1 protein-coding gene is annotated in these 229 nt (G+C 72.1%); it reads left to right on the top strand.

Annotated features, from left to right (window positions below; all coding sequences use genetic code 11):
* Positions 1 to 229, top strand: a 229-nt coding sequence (locus tag AC0IZJ_RS28840) for a sigma 54-interacting transcriptional regulator (protein ID WP_471855717.1), incomplete at both ends; no start/stop codon positions are given.

Raw genomic sequence — 229 nt, 5'->3', positions numbered from 1 at the left:
TGCGCGTGAGTGCCGCGACCAGCCGCGACCTGGCCGCGATGGTGGCAGCCGGCCAGTGTCGCGCCGACCTGTCTTACCGCCTCAACGTGCTGCCCATCCGCGTGCCGGCCGTGCGCGAGCGGCTGGACGACATCGAGGCGCTGGCCGAAGCACTCGGCGAAGACCTCGCCCGCCGCAGCGGCATGCCACAGAAGCTGCTCAGCCCCGACGCCCTCGACTGGCTGATGCA

It is taken from the genome of Roseateles sp. AC306 (genome assembly GCF_979253795.1).
Note: the sequence above shows the minus strand (reverse complement) of the source record. Positions and strands in the feature narration are given on the sequence as shown.